Origin of the sequence: Stutzerimonas stutzeri KOS6 (assembly GCF_000307775.2) — a bacterium.
In the GTDB taxonomy this organism is placed as follows: domain Bacteria; phylum Pseudomonadota; class Gammaproteobacteria; order Pseudomonadales; family Pseudomonadaceae; genus Stutzerimonas; species Stutzerimonas stutzeri_B.
The window spans coordinates 2,494,129-2,511,245 of record NZ_KK020676.1 but is presented as its reverse complement, the minus strand read 5'-3'; the positions used below and the strand labels follow the sequence as shown (position 1 = coordinate 2,511,245).

Genomic DNA, 17,117 nt, shown 5'->3' with positions numbered 1-17,117 from the left:
CGCCGCCACGCTGCGAGCAGAGCCGGGCTGCGTGATAAACTCCCTGGCTTCTTGCCAGTACCCATTCGATGCCAGGATTTCCGATGTTCACGGCGACCCCGCTTGTTCGTTCCCACGCTGACTGCCACGGATAGGCGCATGCGACTGAAAAGCATCAAACTCGCCGGCTTCAAATCCTTCGTCGATCCCACTACGGTGAGCTTTCCGAGCAACATGGCGGCAGTGGTCGGGCCGAACGGCTGCGGCAAATCCAACATCATCGACGCGGTGCGCTGGGTCATGGGCGAAAGCTCGGCGAAAAACCTGCGCGGCGAGTCGATGACCGACGTCATCTTCAACGGCTCCAATACACGCAAGCCGGTGACCCAGGCGAGCATCGAGCTGATCTTCGACAACGCCGACGGCACGCTCACCGGTGAGTACGCCGCCTTTGCCGAGATATCCATTCGCCGCCGCGTCACCCGCGACTCGCAGAACACCTACTTCCTCAACGGGGTGAAGTGTCGGCGTCGCGATATCACCGACATCTTCCTCGGTACGGGCCTGGGGCCTCGCAGTTACTCGATCATCGAGCAGGGCATGATCTCCAAGCTGATCGAGGCCAAGCCTGAGGATCTGCGCAACTTCATCGAGGAAGCGGCAGGCATCTCCAAGTACAAGGAGCGTCGGCGCGAGACCGAGAATCGGATTCGCCGCACCCACGAAAACCTCGCCCGCCTGACCGATCTGCGCGAAGAACTGGAGCGCCAGCTCGAGCGGCTGCACCGCCAGGCGCAGTCGGCGGAGAAGTATCAGGAATACAAGACCGAGGAGCGCCAGCTCAAGGCGCAGCTTTCGGCGCTGCGCTGGCAGGCATTGAACGAGCAGGTCGGCCAGCGCGAGCACGTCATCGGCGATCAGGAGGTTGCCTTCGAGGCCTTGGTCGCCGAGCAGCGTAATGCCGATGCCAGCATCGAGCGCCTGCGCGACGGTCATCACGAGCTGTCCGAGCGATTCAACCAGGTGCAGGGCCGCTTCTATTCGGTCGGTGGTGACATCGCCCGCGTCGAGCAGAGCATCCAGCACGGCCAGCAGCGCTTGCGCCAGTTGCAGGACGATCTTCGCGAAGCGGAACAGGCGCGCCTGGAGACCGAATCCCACCTGGGCCACGATCGCACCCTGCTGGCCACGCTGGGTGAAGAGTTGGCCATGCTCGAGCCCGAGCAGGCGTTGTCCGGTGCGGCCGCCGAAGAGTCCGCTGCCCAGCTGGAAGAAGCGGAAACGGCCATGCTGGCTTGGCAGGAGCAGTGGGAACGCTTCAACCAGCTCAGCGCCGAGCCACGCCGCGCTGCGGAGGTCCAGCAATCACGTATCCAGCAGCTGGAGCAGAGCCTGGAGCGCCTGGCCGAGCGCCAGCGCCGGCTGGATGACGAGCGCGCGTTGCTGGCTGCCGATCCCGAAGATGCGGCGATTCTCGAGCTCGGCGAGCAGCTTGCCGCCAGCGAACTCGACCTCGAAGCGCTGGCGGCGGCGGGCGAAGCGCTCAATGAACGTCTGGAACAGCTGCGCGAAGAACTGCAGCAGGCGACCCGAACGCAGCAACAGGCGCAGGGCGAGTTGCAGCGCCTCAACGGTCGCATCGCTTCGCTGGAAGCCTTGCAGCAGGCCGCCATGGATCCGGGCAAAGGGATCGCCGAGTGGCTCCGTGAACAGGGGCTGGAGCAGCGGCCGCGCCTGGCCGAGGGGCTGCGTGTCGAGCCGGGCTGGGAACTGGCGGTGGAAACCGTGCTCGGTGCCGACCTGCAGGCGGTACTGCTGGACGATTTCGCAGCGCTCGGGCTCGATGGCTTCGAGCAGGGTGAGCTGCGATTGGTCAGCGCCGCGGCGGGTGGCATACGCAGCCCTGGCAGCTTGCTCGAGCTGGTCGAGTCCGGGCATGACCTGGCGCCCTGGCTGGGCCGGGTGCGGCCGGTCGACTCGCTGGAGCAGGCGCTGGCTGCGCGTTCGGGACTGGTCGAGGGCGAAAGCCTGGTGAGTCGCGATGGCTTTTGGGTCGGCCGGCATTTTCTGCGGGTGCGTCGTGCCAGCGAGGCGGAATCCGGCGTGCTCGCACGTGGACAGGAACTGGAGCGTCTTCTGGCCGAGCGCGACGAACGTGAAGCCAGCCTGGCTGCGGTCGAAGAGCGAATCATTGGGCTACTTAGCGATCATTCCCGTCTCGAAGACGAGCGTGAGCAGCAGCGCCGTCGCCAGCAGGACGAGGCGCGCAGCCACAGTGATCTCAAAGCACAACTATCCGCCCGCCAGGCCCGTCTGGAGCAGTTGGCGCTGCGCCGCCAGCGTATGGACGAGGAGTTCGCCGAGCTGTTCGAGCAGCGCGAGGTCGAAACCGAGCAACTGGGCGAAGCGCGTCTGCAGCTTGAGCAGGCGCTGGATGCCATGGCTCAGGACACCGATCAGCGCGAAGCCCTGCTGGCGAGCCGCGACGGCATTCGCGAACGACTGGACCGTATCCGTCAGGAAGCGCGCCAGCACAAGGATCATGCGCATCAGCTAGCGCTGCGGGTCGGTTCGCTCCAGGCGCAGCACGACTCGACGCGGCAGGCGTTGGAGCGCCTGGAGCAGCAGTTCGAACGTGCCATCGAGCGCCGTGAGCAGCTCACGCTGAATCTGGAGGAGGGCGAGGCGCCGCTGGAAGAGCTGCGTATGAAGCTCGAGGAGTTGCTCGAGCAGCGCATGGGTGTCGAGGACGAACTCAAGCATGCGCGCCTGGCGCTGGAGGATGCCGATCGCCAATTGCGTGACGCGGAGAAGCGGCGGGCCCAGGCCGAGCAGCAGGCACAGTTGCTGCGTGGTCAGCTGGAACAACAGCGGTTGGATTGGCAGGGGCTGAGCATCAGGCGCAAGGCGCTGCAGGACCAATTGCACGAGGATGGCTACGATCTGCACGGTGTGCTCGCGACGCTGCCGGTCGAGGCGAGCGAGCAGGACTGGGAAGCGGAGCTGGAGCGCCTGGCCCAACGTATCCAGCGTCTCGGGCCGATCAATCTGGCGGCAATCGACGAGTATCGGCAGCAGTCGGAGCGTAAGCGTTATCTCGATGCGCAGAACGATGATCTGGTCGAGGCACTGGAGACGCTGGAGAATGTCATCCGCAAAATCGACCGGGAAACCCGCAACCGCTTCAAGGAAACCTTCGACCAGATCAACAGTGGCTTGCAGGCTCTGTTCCCCAAAGTTTTCGGTGGCGGTAATGCTTATCTGGAACTTACCGGGGAAGATTTACTCGATACCGGAGTGGCGATCATGGCTCGCCCGCCGGGAAAGAAGAACAGCACCATTCATCTGCTTTCCGGAGGCGAGAAAGCGCTTACCGCGCTGGCGCTGGTATTCGCCATCTTCCAGCTCAATCCTGCGCCGTTCTGCATGCTCGACGAAGTCGATGCGCCACTGGACGACGCCAACGTCGGTCGTTATGCGCGACTGGTGAAAGAGATGTCTTCGACCGTGCAATTCATCTATATCACGCACAACAAGATTGCCATGGAAATGGCCGATCAGCTGATGGGCGTGACCATGCACGAGCCGGGGTGTTCTCGCCTGGTTACGGTCGATGTGGAACAGGCCGTGGAACTGGCGCAAGCCTGAGGATCAAGTATGCGGTTGACCCTTTCTGACAAAGGAAGTGAATAAAAAGACAAGTCCCGTACGGTGAAATCTACCGTTCGTCGTGCTAGCTTAGAACACAATTTTTTCGATGCGCTGAAGGGGTCCAGGTGACCACTCGTTGCGTCTTTATCATCGGATTCAGAGGTCAATGTATTAATGGATATCGGTCTGCGCGAGTGGCTGATCGTCATCGGCATCATGGTCATTGCCGGGATTCTGTTCGACGGCTGGCGGCGCATGCGAGGCGGCAAAGGCAAGTTGAAGTTCAAGCTCGACCGCAATCTATCCAATCTTCCCGACGCCGATGAAGAAAACGAGCTTCTCGGGCCTGCACGCGTGGTCAATCGCAATCACGAGCCCTCGCTGGACGAGGGTGACATGCCACCCATGAACGCTCGCGAGTCCACTCGTGACTTCGGCAAGAAACGTCGCCAGAGCGAGCCGTATCAGGGCGACCTGGAGCTCAATGCCGGCGAACCGGTCCCGACCTTGCTCGACCCTGTGGTTGGCGACGCTGAGGACACCGAGGGGCAGCCAGCCAAGGAGCAGGCGCCTGTCGAGGAGGTGCTGGTCATCAACGTCATCTCCCGCGACCCACACGGTTTCCGCGGTCCGGCGCTGTTGCAGAACATCCTGGAAAGCGGCCTGCGTTTCGGCGAGATGGATATCTTCCACCGCCACGAAAGCATGGCCGGCAATGGCGAGGTGCTGTTCTCCATGGCCAACGCGGTCAAGCCAGGCACTTTCGATCTGGACGATATCGATCACTTCACCACCCCGGCGGTGAGTTTCTTCCTCGGCTTGCCCGGCCCGCGCCATCCGAAGCAGGCGTTCGACGTCATGGTCGCCGCCGCGCGCAAGCTGTCCCAGGAACTCAACGGCGAACTGAAGGACGACCAGCGCAGCGTGCTGACCGCCCAGACCATCGAGCACTACCGCCAGCGTATCGTCGAATACGAACGCCGGCAGATGACCATCAAGCAACGCTGATAACTCACCACACCGGCCCTCACGCCCGGTGTTGCGTTTGGCGGGGGCAAACTCGCTTTCGCTTGCCTGCCGCCTCGCTCCGCAAATGCCGCGGGGAGGACTTCAGCCCGCCGGCACGCCGTGTTCGGGGTATTCCGTAGGGTGGGCTTCAGCCCGCCGGCACGCCGTGTTCGGGGTATTCCGTAGGGTGGGCTTCAGCCCACCAGCACTCCTATCATTCAGCAGTTCAGCCACTAGAACCGGCATTCCTATCATTCAAAGCAGGCGTCCCGTTACGCAGTTCGCATAGTCCGAACTCCGTCCAATGCCGCAGACCTGCCTTCAGCTTCGCATTCGGCTAGAATCCTGCGCCTTCATATCAACCAAGGCGCGCTGATACGGTCTGAATCAGCACTGCCACTGCCACGGCTCCGTCATATGCCTTCCGCCCAAACCGCTGCCGAGCGCATTGCCGAACTGCGCAGCGAAATCGACGCGCACAACTATCGCTACTACGTTCTCGACGAGCCCAGCGTGCCCGATGCCGAGTACGACCGCCTGTTCAACGAACTCAGGGCGCTCGAAACCGAACACCCGGAACTGGTGACACCGGAGTCGCCGACCCAACGGGTCGGCGGTGCGGCGCTTGCGGCGTTCGGCCAGGTGCGCCATGAAGTGCCGATGCTCAGCCTGGGCAATGCGTTCGAGGAGCAGGACCTGCTCGATTTCGACCGGCGTGTGCGCGAAGGGCTGGATCTCCCGGCAGGCGACCTGTTCGGTGATGGTGCGGTGGTCGAGTACAGCTGCGAACCCAAGCTAGACGGCCTGGCCGTCAGCCTGCTCTACGAGAACGGCCACCTGGTCCGCGGCGCCACCCGTGGCGACGGCAGCACCGGCGAGGACATCAGCGCCAACGTGCGCACCGTGCGCAACATCCCGCTCAAGCTGCATGGCACCGGCTGGCCAGCGGTGCTCGAGGTGCGTGGCGAGATCTATATGCCCAAGGCCGGCTTCGAGGCGCTCAATGCGCGGCAGCTGGAAAACGGTGGCAAGCCCTTCGCCAATCCACGCAATGCCGCGGCCGGTAGCCTGCGCCAGCTGGATTCGAAGATCACAGCCAGTCGTCCGCTCGAGCTCTGTGCCTACGGCGTAGGGCGCAACGATGGCGAGTTGCCCGGTACGCACATCGGCATTCTCGAAGCGCTGAAAAGCTGGGGGCTTCCTATCAGCCGTGAGCTGAAATTGGCCAAAGGGGTCGCCGAATGCCGGGCTTACTACGACGCCGTCGGCGAGAAGCGTGATGCCCTCCCGTATGAGATAGACGGCGTAGTGTTCAAGGTGAACTCGGTCGCGCAGCAACGCGAGTTGGGCTTCCGGGCGCGGGAGCCGCGCTGGGCCATCGCACACAAGTTTCCGGCGCGGGAAGAGATCACCGAGCTACTGGACGTCGAGTTTCAGGTCGGCCGTACCGGCGCCATCACGCCCGTCGCTCGTCTGAAGCCGGTACAGGTTGCGGGTGTCACGGTTTCCAACGCCACCTTGCACAACATGGACGAAGTGGCGCGGCTGGGCGTGATGATCGGCGATACAGTCATCGTGCGCCGTGCCGGCGATGTGATTCCGCAGATACTTGGGGTGATAGCTGAACGCCGTCCGGCTGACGCGCGCGTGGTGCATGTGCCCGAGCAATGCCCGGTCTGTGGGTCTGCAGTCGAGCGCACCCAGCTGATCAAGCGCAGCAAGGGGCGCGAGTCGGTCAGCGAAGGTTCGATCTACCGCTGCGTTGGCCGTCTGGCCTGCCAGGCACAGCTCAAGCAGGCGATCATCCACTTCGTCTCGCGCCGCGCGATGGATATCGATGGCCTCGGCGACAAGATCGTCGAGCAGCTGGTTGACAGGGGACTGGTCAAGTCTCCGGCGGACCTCTATTGCCTCACCCAAGAGCAAGTCATCGAATTGGAAGGCTTCGCCGAGCTTTCCACACGCAATCTGCTCAACGCCATCGACGCCAGCCGCAAGCCGACCCTGGCGCGTTTCGTCTATGCGCTGGGCATCCCTGATGTGGGTGAGGAAACCGCCAAATTGCTGGCGCGGGCACTGGGCTCCCTGGATCGTATTGGCCGTGCGCTGCCTGATGTACTCGTCTACCTGCCCGATGTGGGGCTCGAGGTGGCGCACGAGATCCATAGTTTCTTCGAGGACGAGCACAACCGCACGGTCATCACGCTGCTGCGCGAACGCGGCGTCCAGCCGCAGGGGGAGAGCGACGTCCATCCTGAATTTGCCGCCTGCGCGACCCTGGCCGGCCTGCTCGACAAACTGAACATTCCCTTCATCGCCAGCACTGGCGCACAGCGCCTGGCCGATCGCTTCGGCAGCCTGGAAGCGATCATCGCCGCCGACTGGCTCGACCTGCGCCAGGTCGAACGCCTTACCGAAAAGGCCGCACGCTCGCTGCGCGACTACTTCGACAAACCTGAAAACGCCGAGCGCGCCCGCGCTATCGAAGCGCAGTTGCGCGAGTTTGGTATGCACTGGGAAAGCGAGAAAAAGCTGGCAGAAGGCTTGCCCCTTGCCGGACAGACCTGGGTACTGACCGGCACGCTCGAAGCAATGAGCCGCGACGAGGGCAAAGCCCGCCTGGAAGCCCTGGGCGCCAAGGTCGCGGGTTCCGTTTCGGCGAAGACCTCCTGTGTCGTGGCGGGGCCAGGTGCCGGCTCGAAGCTGACGAAGGCCAACGAGCTTGGCCTTACAGTTCTGGATGAGGCAGCGTTTCTTGAGCGGTTGGCGAAGCTGGAAGGGGTTAGGTGGTAGCTGGGCAAGGTAGGAGCGAGCCATGCTCGCGAACACTGACCACGCAGGAGCTTCGCGGGCATGGCCCGCTCCTACAATGTTTCATTAGCCCTGTGGGCGCGGCCTTGGCCGCGAAAATGCTTGCAAGCACTTAACAGCATCTAACGATTGTCCCTCCGTCACCGCTCTGCCACCGCCCTAAAGTTTTACGCGCATCGCCCGAAAAGCTTGTCAAGCAAGTCCGTAGTTGGATGCGCTGGCGTAGCGTTGGAGCGGTGCCGGGCTCACGAAAAAGTTCGAACCTGCCCTAAAGCCAACCCAAACGACGCCGATAAGCTCTTCGAATGCGAACTCAAAGGGTGCCTGGGCACCAGCCGGCCCGGAGTCGCACGCTCAGGCAACCCAAGTAACCAGCGCCCCTGGAGGCTCATCATGGCTCTTACTGTCGGTACCAACATTGCTTCGCTGAATACCCAGCGCAACCTGAATCAGTCGTCTAACGCGCTGACCACCTCGATGGAACGTCTGTCTTCCGGTAGTCGTATCAATAGCGCCAAGGACGATGCCGCCGGCCTGCAGATCTCCAACCGGATGACCAGCCAGATCAACGGTCTGGGCGTCGCAGTGCGCAACGCCAACGACGGTATCTCCATGGCGCAGACGGCCGAAGGCGCGCTGCAGCAGTCCACCAGCATCATGCAACGCATGCGCGACCTGGCACTGCAATCGTCGAACGGCTCGAACAGCGATCAGGACCGCCAGTCGCTGCAGCAGGAGTTCAGCACCCTTTCGGGCGAACTTACCCGTATCGCCAAGGCTACCAGCTTCGGCGGCAAGAACCTGCTCGACGGCTCGCTCGGCAGCACCGCCTTCCAGGTGGGCTCCAACGCCAACGAAACCATTTCTTTCAGCCTGGGCGATATGAGTTCCACCGGCCTGAAGGGCAGCTTCAGCGCTGCCTCGACTCAGGGCCTCGATGCCGAGGGCATGAGCGCTACGGTCACGGGTTCGAAGATCGGTACCACGACCGCTGGTGCAACGGGTGAACCGGTGAGCTCCACCGGAAAGGTGTTCACTGATATCTCGATCGATACTTCGGTTAATATCAATGGCGTTGACATTGCGTTGGATGGTGACCCCACTGCTCTCGATATTGATGATACGGTCGCACTGATCAACAACTCCTTCGACAAAACCGGCGTTACCGCCAGCAAGCAAGACGGCAAGATCGTTCTGACCTCAAACGAGAGCTTCGAGGTTACCGGTGGCACTGCCATTGGGTTCGAGAATGAAACCAATAGCTTGGCGGTTGCCGTTTCCGGACGGGCCAGTGTGGTGGCGGGCGACTTCAACGCTACCGGGATTGCAGACGGCGAAACTATCATTCTTAACGCTGCTGGCTATGCATCAAGCACAGTTACGCTTCAGGCGGGCGATGAGTTGGAGGATGTAGTTACTCGACTCAATGATGCTTCGGCGACTTCCGGCGTTACTGCCAGTATCGAAGAAGGCAAGCTGAAGCTAGAGGCTAAAGGCGACATAACGATTGGTGCGGGCACCGCAAACGGTGATGTGGGTCTGACGGCTGCTACATATGCCGCTGCCGATCTCGGTCAGGCCAAAGTGGTTGGCTCGCAAGCATTCGTTGCGCCTACTTCCAACACTTCTTTCAAACTTAACAACACCGAAATTGCTTTGTTGGATGGCGATAACGCCGCTACCGTGGCAGCGCGGATCAACGATGCTGGGCTAGGCATTACTGCTACCGAAACTGGCGGCATACTGGAGCTGACCTCCAGCAACAACATCGCCATCGACGGCACCGTCAGCGCGCTGGATGCACTGGGCGTCGAGAAAGGCACCACACAAGTTGCTACTGGTAACGCTGAAAAGCTATTTACACTTGGTACGATTGCTGACGGCAAAGTGTCCATCAACGGGAAGGAACTATCCTTCGCCACTGGTGACACTGTAGACACAATCGTCAGGAAAATTAACGATCTGGGCGCAGGGGTCACCGCTGAGGAGCAAACGGGCGGTACCACTATTAAGCTCTCCTCCCAGGAAGGCTTCACTATCAAGGGCGCGGGAACTACTGCCGAAGGAGCTGCGGGTCTGACCGTGCTTGGCCTAGCTACCACCGACTACAACGGCGGCGCTGTGAAGGTTGCGGGTCCGGCAGCTCAAAACAGCGGCACCATCGCCGGAGCTCAAAACAGCGGCACCATCGCCGGCAGTGCATCGATCAAGCTGAACGGCGAGTCGCTGACCTTCAATGACGGCAGCAACCTGAACGAGATCGTCGACTCCATCAACAAGAGCACCGACAAGACCAACGTCACCGCTGAAGTCAAGGATGGTCGTATCGCGCTGCAATCGGCCGACGGCAAGGACATCAAGCTGGAGGACGCGTCAGCCGGTTCGCTGGCCAAGCTGGGCCTGTCTAGCGGTACCACCGAGTCCAAGCTGGCCGCCGATACATCGATCACCCTCAATGGCACCGAGGTCAAGTTCAAGGCCGGCGATGACATGGACAGCATCGTGACCACCATCAACGGCTCGAGCACCGGCGTTACCGCCAGCAAGAACGATGACGGCACGCTGAGCCTCACTTCCAAGGAGGGGTTCGAGGTCGCGGACGGCGCAGCCGGCACTGGCCTTGCAGCGCTGGGCCTGACTGCAGGCAGCAACGCCGCCGTATCGCAGGAGGCCAGCCTGAGCAAGCTCGACATCAGCAGCACCGAGGGCTCGCAGATGGCCATCCAAGTGCTCGACGAGGCCATGAAGCAGGTTGATAGTGAGCGCGCCAAGCTCGGTGCGGTGCAGAACCGCTTCGACAACACCATCTCCAACCTGCAGAACATCACGGAGAACGTATCGGCCGCCCGTGGTCGTATCCTGGACACGGATTTCGCCGCGGAAACCGCCACCCTGAGCAAGAACCAGATTCTGCAGCAGGCCGGCACCGCGATCCTGGCCCAGGCCAAGCAGCTGCCGCAGGCCGTACTCAGCCTGCTGCAGTAACCGGAGCGCGGTCCGATGGGGCGGTTCAGCCGCCCCATCGATTCCTTGAGAGGTGAGTATGGACATCGCAAGAGTAGCGGTTAACCCTTCTGCACCCCCCTCGACGAGCAGACCTACGCCCAGCCTCCTCAGGGACGCTGGGCTTTCGTCGTTCGGCGAGGCGGCTGAATCTGCCAGTGTCGAGCGGGCGGAGGATGTTGGCGAGGCAGTAAAGCGTATCCGCACGCAGGTGCAGAGCCTGCAACGCAACCTGGACTTCAGTGTGGACGACTCCACCGGTCAGGTGGTCGTGCGGGTGGTGGATGGCGACTCCGGAAAGGTGGTGCGGCAGATTCCTTCAGAGGATATCCTGCGCCTGGCTGAGCGACTGGATGAAATGCGAAGCCTGTTGTTCGAGGCGAAGGCATAGCGGCACGTTTCTTGATTGGTACAAGACCGAATTTGGTGTGTGGTTTATTTGACGAGGTAGGGCAATGGCAGGCGTAACGGGCATTGGTTCCGGCATCGACATCGACAGTATTGTCAACAGCATGGTCGCCGCCGAGCGCGCGCCCCGTGAAACCCAGCTTGCCAGCCTGGAAAAAAAGACCACGACGCAGATCACCGCGCTCGGTGCATTGAAAAGCGCCATCAGCGATTTCCAAAAGTCGCTCGACGCGTTGAACAAGCCCGAAGTGTTTCAGGCTCGCTCGGCCACTTCCAGTAAGTCGGATGTGGTTGGTGTAAGCGCCAGCACGGAGGCGAGTGCAGGTACCTACAGGGTCGAAGTCATGGCTTTGGCAAGCAGCAGTAAAGTGGGCTTGCGCGCATTCGACAACTCCGCCGAGGCGCCTGCCAGCTTCGGTAGTGGCACGCTGGCGCTGAAGGTGGGCGACGAGGCGCTACCGAGCATCCGTGTGGATGCAAGCAATAACACGCTGGCAGGCATTCGCGATGCCATCAACAAGGCAGGCGTCGAAATGGGTGTCTCCGCTGCGATCGTTACGGATGACGCCGGCTCGCGGCTGGTGCTCAGCAGCACCAAGGCGGGTGAGGGCGCAGATATTACCGTCGAGGCGACTTCTCTGGACGCGAGCGCAGGCACCTTCGCTCTGGATCAGCTGGCATATCTCACGCCCAGCGTGGAACCAAATGCTGCTGACTACGAAAGCGGCGAAGATCCCGCCTATCTTGCCGCGTTAAGCGAGTACCGCCAGGGGCCGATGACCCTTGCCACGGCACAGAGCGCGCAGATTTCCATTGATGGCATGCTGGTTACCAGTAAGACCAACAAGATCGAGGGGGCGATAGAAGGCGTCACGCTCGATATCAAGGCCAAGACGCCGGAAAACGAGCCGCTGACTATCGGTATCACGCAAGACAAGACCGGTGTGAAGAAACAGATTCAGACCTTCGTTGACGGTTACAACAAGCTGATCGGGGCCATCAACTCGCAGACCCAGGTGACCACGGTTGGCGATGACAAGGCACCGGTCGTTGGCGCTCTGGTGGGCGATGCCTCGGCGCGCACGTTGCTCAACAGTATCCGCAACGAGCTGGTGAACGTGCAGGGGGGCGGCGCGCTGCGCGTGCTGTCCGATATCGGCGTCACTACGCAAAAGGATGGCACTCTCGCCATCGACAGCACCAAGCTGGACAAGGCCATGGCGAGTAATTTTGGCGACCTGTCTGGCCTCTTTACCGGCGAGAGCGGTCTCGCTATGCGTCTGGATAATAAGCTCAAGCCCTATACGGAGACCGGCGGCATCCTTGAGCAGCGCAACAAGGCGATGACCGAGACTATTTCGAAGATAGACGATCAGCGAGAAGATCTTACTCGCCGTGTCACCGCGTTGCAGGAGCGGTTGTACAAGCAGTTCAATGCGATGGACTTGCTGGTCGGGCAACTGACCAATACGTCGAGCAGCCTGCTGGCTTCGCTGGAAAACCTGCCCTGGGCGGCTAATAACAGCAAGGAGTAGGTCGAGCTTGAGTCAAAATGAGCCGCCGTCAGGGCGGCTCTTTTGTTTTCAAAAAACGCTTTTCATCGGTAAAGTTTCGTGGCCTTTGCCCGATACATTGGCATGTCAAATGGTGAAGCAAGAGGCTCATCCAATGAATGCTATGGCAGCAATGCGGCAATACCAACAGGTTGGTGTAAAGGCTCAGGTTACCGAGGCCGATCCACATCGTTTGATTCAAATGCTGATGCAGGGCGGGCTAGATCGTATCGCTCAGGCAAAAGGTGCCATGCAGCGCGAAGCGCATGCCGAAAAGGGCGCGCTGATAGGCAAGGTGATCAACATCATTAATGGTCTGCGCGACGTGCTGGACAAGGAAGCAGGCGGGGAGTTGGCAGAAAACCTCGATCGGCTATATGAGTTTATGACCATGCGGCTGTTCGAGGCGAGTCGTCACAATGATATGAACAAGTTGGACGAAGTGGCCAAGCTGCTCGGTGAAATCAAGGAAGGTTGGGATGGCATCACACCAAAGTTCTAGACGGCAGCATTGATTCAGCGGTACGCAGCAATTGTTTCTAACTAAAAGCACGCCGTTGTTTCTTCGCGGTGAGCTTTTTCGTGAATGCTAATTGTCAGGAAAAATACCCTATGTGGCATTCCTGCGTGTCAGTCTGAGGGGGCTGTTGTTTCGTGCGGTTTGGTGAGCGCCTGATTATGATGTGCCGCTGTGCGCCGATTTGGAGGGGCGCAGCCTGCTGTAAGTGCTCACTCATTTCGAATGCTTGGGGCAGGTTGAGTGAACGCAGCTAGCCAGACAGTCGTGCTGATATCGCTCGCCTGAAGTCTGCTGCAAGGTGTCATCTAGCCGGTCGCGTCCATCGCGAATAAAAATGCCGCGAAAAGCATGGTCTGGAGCACTGTGGGGCTGGTGTGATTTAAAGCACAGCCAGGCGAGGCAAGTATTTTGCGGTTGATGTGGTTAGCAGTCTGTGCAATAGGCTGCTGGTTCTGGCGCTTGCTCGTTATAGGAAGATCTCATCGTGGCGCTGATCGCGGTTCAGGAGGAAGAGCTGAAGACTGGCATGCCGCTGGCTTTTGCTCTGCTGGATGAAGATGGGCGGGTATTGTTGCGTGCGGGCGAGCGTATCGAGGCGTTAGAACAACTTGCCGAGTGGATGAAGCGCGGTCTCTATCGGGATGCACCCGCGGCTCGTGCGGACGAACTTGTGGATGAGCGCCCCGCTCGTCTGGCGCTGTCGCCAGGCGACCCGTTACAGATGCAGCCGGTGGAAGGTAGCGCTGAGCGCTACATGGTAAAAGTAGTGGGGCATCTGGCGCCGCTGAGTTTGTTGGTCACTGCGCCGCAGCTCAATGGTAGGCTTTTGTTTGTCCGCGAAGGGCAGGTCTGGCTGCTTCGCGGTTTCATCGGTCAGGATGCCTTGGCCTGCCGCACCCGGGTAATCAAGACCCAGCTAAGCCCCTTTCCCTATTTGCATCTAGCCTACCCGGAGAATGTGCAGCTCATGCGCATTCGCAAGTCCGTGCGTACCCAGGTCGATGTGGTGGTGGCGATCCGTGGACCACAAGGAAACGCTGCTGGACGCATCAGTGACCTGAGCTTGGGGGGCGCCAGGATCGTCAGTAGCGCTGCCCTTGCCGGTTGCGGGGAGGAGGTGCGGCTTTCGTTCCGCATTCATCCAGGCGGAATGGAGATCTATCTGAATGTGGTGGCCGTCGTGCGTACGTTCCACAGGGAGCAGGATGGTGTCTGTGCTACCGGCGTCGAGTTCATCGGGCTAAGCGAGCAGGATCGGCTGGCGCTGTTGGGTGTGGTTTACCAAAGCCTGTCGCGGGATGTGCTTTGAAGGTGGCGGTGGGTGGAAGGCGCTGCGGGGGGGGGGGCATGCAGCGCCAGTAGCTGTGACGCTTCAGCGATACTCGCACAGATAGGCGGTATCCACAGCCACCTTCAATTGGAACTTGCTGTTCGCCGGCACGGTGAACTGGCTGGCGCTGGCGAATGTTTCCCAGCTATCGCTGCCGGGCAGTTTCACATCCAGGCTGCCGGCAACTACATGCATGACTTCGAGCTGTGCGGTTCCGAATTCGTATTCGCCAGGCGCCATCACGCCGATCGTTGCGGGGCCTTCCGTCATGTCGAATGCGATAGATTTGACGGTGCCATCGAAGTACTCGTTGACCTTGAGCATTTGAATTCCTTTGCAGGGTTGGAAAAGGGTCGCCAGTATGCCCAAGCGTCCGGGCTGCCGTCACCTGGCATGAGTGCTAGCTGCGGAATATGAAATACACGGCGCCGAGCAGACACAACCCTGCCCATAGATAGTCCAGCTTCAGTGGCTGCTGCATGTACAGCACGCTGAAAGGGACGAACACCATCAGGGTGATCACCTCCTGCATGATCTTCAGTTGGCCGACCGACAGTTCGGTATAGCCGATGCGGTTTGCCGGCACCATCAGCATGTATTCGAAGAAGGCGATGCTCCAACTGATCAGGGCGGCGATCAGCCAGGGTTTACCGTTCAGGCTCTTCAGGTGGCCGTACCAGGCGAAGGTCATGAAGAGGTTGGAGCAGCAGAGTAGGACGGCGGTTTGCAACCAGACAGGCATGAATGTGCGCTCGAGATGACGACGCGCTAGCGTATTTCCAAGCACTGCCCCTTGCAACGGTGCATCTGGTGCCTTCGCTTTGTGCGGATTATCATCGCCGCCCGTTTTTTCACGGAGTGGCAGTTCATGGATTGTCGCCCTGGCTGCGGTGCCTGCTGCATCGCGCCCTCCATCAGCTCTCCGATACCAGGCATGCCGCATGGCAAGCGCGCCGGAGAGAGGTGTGTTCAGTTGAGTGCTGATTTGCTGTGTTCGCTGTTCGGTGACCCGCGGCGGCCAGCGGTCTGTTCCGCGTTTTCGGCCGATCCTGCTTTTTGTGGCGAAAGCAGGGGTGAGGCGATTCGGTTGCTGGGTTGGCTGGAGCAGACAACGGCTTGACGATTGTCGCAGGCGTCCGCGCAGTCGTTGGGTTTTGCTGGCGGGCCTGCATCGCCGCGAGGGCGCGGCATCTACGGTTGTGGGCTGTTGCTCGTTGCTTTCTGGGGGCTTGTTCGGGACCAAAAAGAAAGGCTGCCCCTGGGCAGCCTTTCTTTTTTTGCGGTTACGGCTTAACGCGGCAGATCGCGTTTGGTGTGACCAGTGTACAGCTGACGCGGACGACCGATCTTCTGGCCGGAGGCGATCATTTCCTTCCAGTGGGAAATCCAGCCGACAGTACGCGCCAGGGCGAAGATGACGGTGAACATGCTGGTCGGAATGCCGATGGCCTTGAGGATGATGCCCGAGTAGAAATCCACGTTCGGGTACAGGTTGCGCTCGGCGAAGTACGGATCGTTGAGGGCAATCTCCTCCAGCTTCATGGCCAGATCCAGTTGCGGATCGTTGATGCCCAGCTCGCCCAGGACTTCGTCGCAGGTCTGCTTCATGACCTTGGCGCGCGGATCGAAGTTCTTGTAGACGCGATGGCCGAAGCCCATCAGCTTGAACGGGTCGTTCTTGTCCTTGGCCTTGGCCAGGAACTTCTCGACGTTCGACACGTCGCCGATCTCGTCCAGCATGGTGAGGACGGCTTCGTTCGCGCCGCCGTGTGCCGGTCCCCACAGTGCGGCGATGCCGGCTGCGATACAGGCGAACGGGTTGGCGCCGGTGGAGCCAGCCAAGCGCACGGTGGAAGTGGAGGCGTTCTGCTCATGATCGGCATGCAGGATGAAGATGCGATCCATTGCCTTGGCCAATACCGGGCTGATCGGTTTGATCTCGCACGGGGTGTTGAACATCATGTGCAGGAAGTTTTCCGAGTAGCTCAGGTCGTTGCGCGGATACATCAGCGGCTGACCGATCGAGTACTTGTAGACCATTGCGGCGATGGTCGGCATCTTGGCGACCAGGCGTACCGCGGAAATTTCGCGATGATGCGGGTCGTTGATGTCCAGAGAGTCGTGGTAGAAAGCCGACAGAGCGCCGACAACGCCACACATTATGGCCATCGGATGCGCGTCACGACGGAAGCCGTTGAGGAAGGACTTCAGCTGCTCGTGAACCATGGTGTGGTTCTTCACGGTGCTGACGAACTGTGCCTTCTGCTCGGCGGTAGGCAGTTCGCCGTTCAGCAGCAGGTAGCAGGTTTCCAGGTAGTCGGATTTCTCCGCCAGTTGCTCGATCGGGTAGCCGCGATGCAGAAGGATGCCCTTGTCGCCGTCGATGTAGGTGATCTTGGACTCGCAAGAGGCGGTCGACATGAAGCCGGGATCGAAGGTGAAGTGACCCGTGGAGGTCAGGCTTCGTACGTCTATTACATCAGGCCCTACGGTACCGGTTAAAACGGGCAGTTCGACGGGGGCAGCGCCCTCGATGATCAACTGCGCTTTCTTGTCAGCCATGTATGGCCTCCTGTTTTGTGCTTGGAATCATCATGGCCCCCCACGCAGGGCCCGCATCACTATAGTGTGATAAACCGCAAAGTCAATTTGCGCGAACCCATGCCGTAGAGGGCTCTGCAGGGGGATGCGTACAGCTTGGGTGCACTGTTTACGGCATTTATATGGGGGCTGCTATCAGCCTTTAGTGGCACTTCACCACATTGTCATTAGTGACCTAACTGTTTATACTCGGAAACCGACCGGCAGGGGCCTTACAGGCAGTATTCTGTAGGTTGTCACTCGTGGGTAGCGG

Annotated in this window: 12 protein-coding genes; 9 read left to right on the top strand and 3 right to left on the bottom strand. The window is 60.4% G+C overall.

Annotation, left to right across the window (positions count from 1 at the left end):
• Window positions 1-138 precede the first annotated feature (138 nt).
• From smc to B597_RS39480, 8 genes are all read left to right on the top strand, one after another.
• Entirely contained in the window at window positions 139-3,627 is a 3,489-nt protein-coding gene (smc, locus tag B597_RS39510) for a chromosome segregation protein SMC (protein ID WP_024162338.1), read from the top strand.
• 177 nt (window positions 3,628-3,804) lie between these two features.
• Complete coding sequence (gene zipA / locus B597_RS39505) at window positions 3,805-4,638, top strand: cell division protein ZipA (protein ID WP_003294811.1); 834 nt, start codon at window positions 3,805-3,807, stop codon at window positions 4,636-4,638.
• A gap of 417 nt (window positions 4,639-5,055) precedes the next feature.
• A complete protein-coding gene (gene ligA, locus B597_RS39500; RefSeq protein ID WP_003294809.1) occupies window positions 5,056-7,431 on the top strand; it encodes an NAD-dependent DNA ligase LigA in 2,376 nt (791 codons plus the stop codon).
• Window positions 7,432-7,842: 411 nt separating this feature from the next.
• Entirely contained in the window at window positions 7,843-10,434 is a 2,592-nt protein-coding gene (locus B597_RS47940; RefSeq protein ID WP_003294808.1) for a flagellin N-terminal helical domain-containing protein, read from the top strand.
• A gap of 58 nt (window positions 10,435-10,492) precedes the next feature.
• Entirely contained in the window at window positions 10,493-10,843 is a 351-nt protein-coding gene (locus tag B597_RS39495; protein WP_024162337.1) for a flagellar protein FlaG, read from the top strand.
• A 64-nt stretch (window positions 10,844-10,907) separates the two neighbouring features.
• On the top strand, window positions 10,908-12,395 hold the full coding sequence (gene fliD, locus B597_RS39490) for a flagellar filament capping protein FliD (protein ID WP_024162336.1): 1,488 nt from the start codon (window positions 10,908-10,910) through the stop codon (window positions 12,393-12,395).
• A 133-nt stretch (window positions 12,396-12,528) separates the two neighbouring features.
• Window positions 12,529-12,915: a flagellar export chaperone FliS gene (gene fliS, locus B597_RS39485; RefSeq protein ID WP_024162335.1), complete on the top strand. Its 387-nt coding sequence runs from the start codon at window positions 12,529-12,531 to the stop codon at window positions 12,913-12,915.
• Between the two features lie 502 nt (window positions 12,916-13,417).
• On the top strand, window positions 13,418-14,242 hold the full coding sequence (locus tag B597_RS39480) for a flagellar brake protein (RefSeq protein ID WP_003294800.1): 825 nt from the start codon (window positions 13,418-13,420) through the stop codon (window positions 14,240-14,242).
• Window positions 14,243-14,305: 63 nt separating this feature from the next.
• On the opposite strand, the gene B597_RS39475 is transcribed toward B597_RS39480, so the two are convergent.
• Together B597_RS39475 and B597_RS39470 are read right to left on the bottom strand one after the other, a co-directional pair.
• Entirely contained in the window at window positions 14,306-14,587 is a 282-nt protein-coding gene (locus B597_RS39475) for a pyrimidine/purine nucleoside phosphorylase (RefSeq protein WP_003294799.1), read from the bottom strand.
• A gap of 76 nt (window positions 14,588-14,663) precedes the next feature.
• The gene (locus B597_RS39470) at window positions 14,664-15,005 is read right to left on the bottom strand and encodes a DMT family protein (RefSeq protein WP_003294798.1); all 342 of its coding nucleotides are present in this window, start codon (window positions 15,003-15,005) and stop codon (window positions 14,664-14,666) included.
• A gap of 126 nt (window positions 15,006-15,131) precedes the next feature.
• On the opposite strand from B597_RS39470, the gene B597_RS47700 reads away from it, so the two are divergent.
• Window positions 15,132-15,383: a YkgJ family cysteine cluster protein gene (locus B597_RS47700; protein ID WP_003294796.1), complete on the top strand. Its 252-nt coding sequence runs from the start codon at window positions 15,132-15,134 to the stop codon at window positions 15,381-15,383.
• Window positions 15,384-15,553: 170 nt separating this feature from the next.
• On the opposite strand, the gene gltA is transcribed toward B597_RS47700, so the two are convergent.
• Entirely contained in the window at window positions 15,554-16,825 is a 1,272-nt protein-coding gene (gltA, locus tag B597_RS39465; protein ID WP_003294794.1) for a citrate synthase, read from the bottom strand.
• Window positions 16,826-17,117 lie beyond the last annotated feature (292 nt).

Excerpts from the sequence above, each read along its gene's own strand:
- smc (WP_024162338.1), top strand. The coding sequence starts at position 139 with ATGCGACTGAAAAGCATCAAACTCGCCGGCTTCAAATCCTTCGTCGAT.
- zipA (WP_003294811.1), top strand. The coding sequence starts at position 3,805 with ATGGATATCGGTCTGCGCGAGTGGCTGATCGTCATCGGCATCATGGTC.
- ligA (WP_003294809.1), top strand. The coding sequence starts at position 5,056 with ATGCCTTCCGCCCAAACCGCTGCCGAGCGCATTGCCGAACTGCGCAGC.
- B597_RS47940 (WP_003294808.1), top strand. The coding sequence starts at position 7,843 with ATGGCTCTTACTGTCGGTACCAACATTGCTTCGCTGAATACCCAGCGC.
- B597_RS39495 (WP_024162337.1), top strand. The coding sequence starts at position 10,493 with ATGGACATCGCAAGAGTAGCGGTTAACCCTTCTGCACCCCCCTCGACG.
- fliD (WP_024162336.1), top strand. The coding sequence starts at position 10,908 with ATGGCAGGCGTAACGGGCATTGGTTCCGGCATCGACATCGACAGTATT.
- fliS (WP_024162335.1), top strand. The coding sequence starts at position 12,529 with ATGAATGCTATGGCAGCAATGCGGCAATACCAACAGGTTGGTGTAAAG.
- B597_RS39475 (WP_003294799.1), bottom strand. The coding sequence starts at position 14,587 with ATGCTCAAGGTCAACGAGTACTTCGATGGCACCGTCAAATCTATCGCA.
- B597_RS39470 (WP_003294798.1), bottom strand. The coding sequence starts at position 15,005 with ATGCCTGTCTGGTTGCAAACCGCCGTCCTACTCTGCTGCTCCAACCTC.
- B597_RS47700 (WP_003294796.1), top strand. The coding sequence starts at position 15,132 with ATGGATTGTCGCCCTGGCTGCGGTGCCTGCTGCATCGCGCCCTCCATC.
- gltA (WP_003294794.1), bottom strand. The coding sequence starts at position 16,825 with ATGGCTGACAAGAAAGCGCAGTTGATCATCGAGGGCGCTGCCCCCGTC.